General features: G+C 62.4%; 5 protein-coding genes. 2 read left to right on the forward strand and 3 right to left on the reverse strand.

What is annotated here, in order from left to right:
* Positions 1-177 precede the first annotated feature (177 nt).
* Genes EOB59_RS33780 through EOB59_RS33790 form a run of 3 tightly spaced genes read right to left on the reverse strand, consistent with a single transcriptional unit; the run spans position 178 to position 2857 of the window.
* Entirely contained in the window at positions 178-1029 is an 852-nt protein-coding gene (locus EOB59_RS33780) for an ABC transporter permease (protein ID WP_127397312.1), read from the reverse strand.
* Positions 1016-1840 carry an ABC transporter ATP-binding protein gene (locus EOB59_RS33785; protein ID WP_128290233.1) on the reverse strand — a complete coding sequence of 275 codons (825 nt, stop codon included), beginning with the start codon at positions 1838-1840 and terminating at the stop codon, positions 1016-1018. The genes EOB59_RS33780 and EOB59_RS33785 overlap by 14 nt, the downstream gene beginning before the upstream one ends.
* 12 nt (positions 1841-1852) lie before the next feature.
* Positions 1853-2857 carry an ABC transporter substrate-binding protein gene (locus EOB59_RS33790; protein WP_127810143.1) on the reverse strand — a complete coding sequence of 335 codons (1005 nt, stop codon included), beginning with the start codon at positions 2855-2857 and terminating at the stop codon, positions 1853-1855.
* A 265-nt stretch (positions 2858-3122) separates the two neighbouring features.
* On the opposite strand from EOB59_RS33790, the gene EOB59_RS33795 reads away from it, so the two are divergent.
* Both EOB59_RS33795 and EOB59_RS33800 read left to right on the forward strand, forming a co-directional pair.
* Positions 3123-3506, forward strand: coding sequence for a RidA family protein (locus EOB59_RS33795; RefSeq protein ID WP_127416023.1), 384 nt, complete (start codon positions 3123-3125; stop codon positions 3504-3506).
* Positions 3507-3560: 54 nt separating this feature from the next.
* On the forward strand, positions 3561-4364 hold the full coding sequence (locus EOB59_RS33800) for a creatininase family protein (protein WP_127383090.1): 804 nt from the start codon (positions 3561-3563) through the stop codon (positions 4362-4364).
* Positions 4365-4424 lie beyond the last annotated feature (60 nt).

Here is a 4424-nt window from a genome sequence, read left to right on the forward strand (position 1 = left end):
CCCTCTGTCCTGCCGGACCTCTCCCCCTCAAGGGGGAAGATTGGCAGCGTCCGCGCCGGCTCTTTTTTTTCAACGTTGGAGATTGGCGAAGGTCGTGACAACAGCCAATCTTCCCCCTTGAGGGGGAGATGTCCGGCAGGACAGAGGGGGGCGCTTCGCGCCAACCTTTCAGTCATCCTAGCGCTCCTGCTTCAGTGCGCTTTCGTGCCAGCGTCGCAAAATGAGATGCGAAATCAGCGACAGCACGAGGAAGATCAAAATGCCGGTCAGCGAGATCAGGAACAGCGCCGCGAACAGCCGCGGCGCGTTGAGCCGGTAGCCGGCCTCGATGATGCGCGAGGCGAGGCCGGACGACTGGCCGGTGGTGCCGGCGACGAACTCGGCCACCACGGCGCCGATCAGCGACAGGCCTCCGGCGATCTTCAGCCCGCCGAGGAAATAGGGCATCGCCGCCGGTAGCCTGAGATAGCGCAGTTGCTGCCAGCGCGTCGCGCCGTTGAGCTTGAACATGTCGCGCAGATTGCGGTCGACGGAGTTGAGGCCAAGCGTGGTGTTGGACAGGATCGGAAAGAAGGCGACGATCCAGGCGCACAGCAGAAGCTTGGTCGTCTGGTCGTTCACATAGATGTTGATCAGCGGAAAGATCGCCACGATCGGCGTCACCTGCAGCACGATGGCGAAGGGGAAGAACGACATCTCCACCCATTTCGATTGCGCAAACAGCACCGCCAGCCCGACCCCGCCGATGACGGCCAGAGCCAGGCTGAGGAACGTGATGCGCAAGGTGACCAGCAGCGAGGAAAACAGCAGGCCGGCATCGCTATAGAGCGTCCACAGCACCACGCCCGGGCGCGGCAGGATGTACTGCGGAATCTCGTTCCAGACGCAGATGCGATCCCACAGCCAGATCGCCAGGATCATGATCGCCAGCGGCAGCACCCAGCGGCCGATCCGTTCGAACCGCTCCTGGCGCACGCGGCGCGCTTCCTCGGGGTCGAGTTCGAGCACGTGCTCGTCAATGGCCGTCATGATGCGCGCCTGCTGTTGAATTAATGGCCTTGAGCAGCACGTCGGAGGCCTGCCGGCAGAGGGCCGCATAGTGGGGCGAGGTGCGAAACGCCTCGTCGCGCGGATAGGAGGCCTCGATGGCGAGTTCGTCGAACACCCTGCCCGGCCGCGCCGCCATGACGACGACGCGGTTGGAGAGGAACACGCTTTCAAAGACGCTGTGGGTGACGAAGACGACGGTGAAGCGTTCGTCCTGCCACAGTTCCAGGAGATCGTTGTTGAGCTTGAAGCGGGTGATCTCGTCGAGTGCGGCGAACGGCTCGTCCATCAGCAGCACGCGCGGTTTGGTCACCATGGCGCGTGCGATCGAGACGCGCATCTTCATGCCGCCGGACAGTTCGCGCGGCACCGCGTCTTCGAAACCGGTCAGGTGAACCCGCGCCAGCATTTCAGTGACCGCTGGCGCGGCCTTGGCTCGGCTGATGCCTTTCAGCCGAAGCGGCAGCCAGACATTGTCGAAGACATTGGCCCAAGGCAGCAGCGTCGGCTCCTGGAAGACGAAACCGATGTTCGAACGATCAAGGGAGCCGCCGCCGCGCCAGTCGAGCACGCCGGAGGTCGGCGTCGACAGGCCGGCGATCAGCCGCAATGCAGTCGACTTGCCGCACCCCGACGGCCCGAGCAGGCTGAGGAAATCGCCTTCCCGGATCGTCAGATTGACATCGCTGAGCGCCGGCACGCCGTTGGAGAAGACCTTGCCGACGCCCCTCAGCGCCAGCAATGTCGATGCAACATCCGAGGCCGGCGCTGGCGCCACCTTTTCCCTTATCATGCCGGGACCGGTCTATTTCTTCAGCTCGAGCCCGACGCCTTTGTTGATGAAGGTTAGCGTGTAGGCCTTCTTGATGTCGATGCCGTCGGGTGTGACCTTGGCCTTGACCATCTTGTCGTAGAAACTCTTGATCCGCTCGTCGGTCATGGCGCCGATGCCGAGCTTCTCGGTGTCGCCGGAATCGGCCAGGCCGAACTTCTTCATCTGCTCGATCGAGAACGCGATCTGCTCGTCGCTCATGTCGGGATTGTCTTTCTTGATCATGTCGTTGGCGGCCTTGTTGTCGCCGTAGAGATATTTGTACCAGCCCTTGGCGGAGCCATCGACGAAGCACTGGACCACCTCCGGCTTCTTGTCGATCGTGTCCTGCATCACCTCAATCGTCGTCGAGTAGGTGTCCCAGCCATAGTCGGCAAGCAGGAACTGGTTCGGCACGAAGCCGCCTTCCTTCTTGACCGCGAAAGGCTCGGAGGTGACGTAGCCCTGCTGGATCGACTTCTTGTTGGCGAGGAAAGGAGCGGTGTTGTAGGTGTAGGGCGCGCGCTTGGAGGCGTCGAAGCCGAGTTCGATGACCATCCACTGGAAGAAGGTCTGCACGCCCTCGTCGCCCAATATGTACTGGTCGGCGCTCTTCAGGTCCTCCCATTTGTCGAGCCCCTCGCCGGGGTGGGACATGATGACCTGCGGGTCCTTCTGGAAATCCGCCGCCACCACGCGCATCGGAATGCCTTGCTGGACGGCATCGAAGGCCGACAGCAGATTACCGCCCATGTAGAAATCGATCTTGCCGGCCAGCAGCATCGGCCGGCCGCTGACCTGCGGACCGCCCTGCATGATGGTGACGTCGAGGCCGCAGGCAGCGTAGGTGCCGTCCGCCACGGACTGATAATATCCGCCATGTTCCGGCTCGGCCAACCAGTTGGTGCCGAAGGTGACTTTTTCATTCGCAGCCGCACCCAGCGTGCTGGCTGCAAGCAAGGCCACAACCGCCACCGAGATCTTCTGTTTTCCGTACATCGACACCACCCTTTGTTTGCTCCGGCGCGCCACGCGCCAGGCTCGACACCAAAGATTCAAGAAGCAAGACACATGCCACCGGCGTCACGCGCCGGGACCGCCCGCTTGAACGGCATTGCTATGCCAAAGGCGGACGGGTCATGCTGTACGGAAGGCATCGTGCCTATTTTTTGAACGCCTGTCCACAATCGCTCGGGCAACATGCACCGCCATCTTGAAGGTGCAATGGATCAAGCCTTAGGCTATGGCCAAACCGGAGATTGCCATGTTCAAATTCCTCACCCCGAAGTCGATCAAGCCGCCCTTTGCCCGCTACAGCCACGGCGTCGAGGTGCCGCCCGGCAAGCGGCTGGTGCTGTGCTCGGGCCAGGTCGCCATCACCGCTGACGACCAGATCCCCGAAGACGCCGGTGCGCAGGCCGAGCTCTGCTTTCAAAACATCGCGGCGATTCTCGGCGAAGCCGGCCTGGGTCTCAGGGATATCGTGCGCATCAATGCCTATGTCACCGACCGCGCGCATCTGCGGCCCTATATGGATGTCCGCGACCGGCTGTTTTCCAGCCCCGCGCCGGCCTCGACGCTGATGATCGTTTCCGGCTTTGCCCGGCCCGAATTCAAGGTCGAAATCGAGGCCCTAGCGGCGGGGTGATCGACAGGCCGCCCGTCCCGCGCTAGGTCTGCCTGACCATTGAAGAGGCATGACATGACCGTTGCGAAAAAACGCGTGTGGTGGGGCGACTACCGGACCACCGAATATGCTTCGATCGATCCGGAGGCGACGATCGCCGTGCTGCCGGTGGCGGCGATCGAGCAGCATGGCCCGCATCTGCCGGTTTCAACCGACACCTCGATCATGAACGGCATGCTCGACACGGTTATTTCGCGCCTGCCCGACGATCTCGACATCCGCATCCTGCCGGTCCAGGCGGTGGGCAAGTCGAACGAGCATCTTCACGCGCCGGGCACCCTCACACTGCCGGCAACGACGCTGATCGAAGCCTGGACCGAGCTTGGCCTGTCGATCGCGCGCGCCGGTGTGCGCAAGCTGATCGTCGTCAATTCGCATGGCGGCAACGAGGAGATCATGGGCATCGTCACGCGCGAATTGCGCGTGCGCGAAAAGATGCTGGCGGTAAAAACCAGCTGGCAACGGTTCGGCCGCCCGGCCGGCATGTACACCGAACTGGAGGACCGCCACGGCATCCATGGCGGCGATGTCGAGACCTCGCTGATGCTGCATTTCCGGCCGGACCTCGTCGACATGGCCAAGGCCGACAATTTCGTTTCCAATGTCGCCAAAGCCGAAAACGAATTTTCGCTCCTGCGCCACACCGGCACCCACGCCTTTGCCTGGATCGCTGGCGATCTCAACCCGAATGGCGTCGTCGGCGATGCCAGCATCGCGACGGCGGAGAAGGGCCGGCTGACGGCAGAATATCAGGCCGACGGGTTCATCAGCCTGCTGCGGGATGTGCGCAAGGCGAAGCTCGCGGACTGGTTGACGTAGCATAGTTGCTCGGTACAGATGCTCTGACCGTCAGATGGCACATCGTGCCCTTCTGAGAGT

Source organism: Mesorhizobium sp. M7A.F.Ca.MR.176.00.0.0 (genome assembly GCF_004023165.1).
Classification (GTDB): Bacteria; Pseudomonadota; Alphaproteobacteria; order Rhizobiales; family Rhizobiaceae; genus Mesorhizobium.